Source organism: Roseibacillus persicicus (assembly GCF_014651675.1).
In the GTDB taxonomy this organism is placed as follows: Bacteria; Verrucomicrobiota; Verrucomicrobiia; order Verrucomicrobiales; family Akkermansiaceae; genus Roseibacillus; species Roseibacillus persicicus.
The window spans coordinates 1-372 of the sequence record NZ_BMXI01000060.1; positions in this window are offsets into that span (position 1 = coordinate 1).

A 372-nucleotide genomic window follows, 5' to 3' on the forward strand; every position below is an offset into this window, starting at 1 on the left:
GGACTCCAAGTTGGCTCCTCGGATTTGTTCCAGATGGTTTGATTGGATCTACGTTGGTTTCGATGTCAACGATGAGGTGAGAATGGCCAGGCAGGTGAGGGAAGGCGGGCAGGTTTTTGTTGTCGTCACAAGGTTTTGACGAAGTTCTGGTGACAAGGCTTTGTTATTCAGGCGAGAGGGAAGGTTCTATTGACGAAGCTGGAACGAGGGCTTCCCGTCATAGAAGTTTCGGCGGTCTTCGAAGAATTCGGATATTGCTATATTTTGGCAGCGAACAATGCGCAGCACCACAAATCCGACCGCGCTGGCGAGTCGGAGATTGACTGGAGGAGGGAACGTGATAGAACCAGTGAAAGTGCGCTGAGTCGGTCG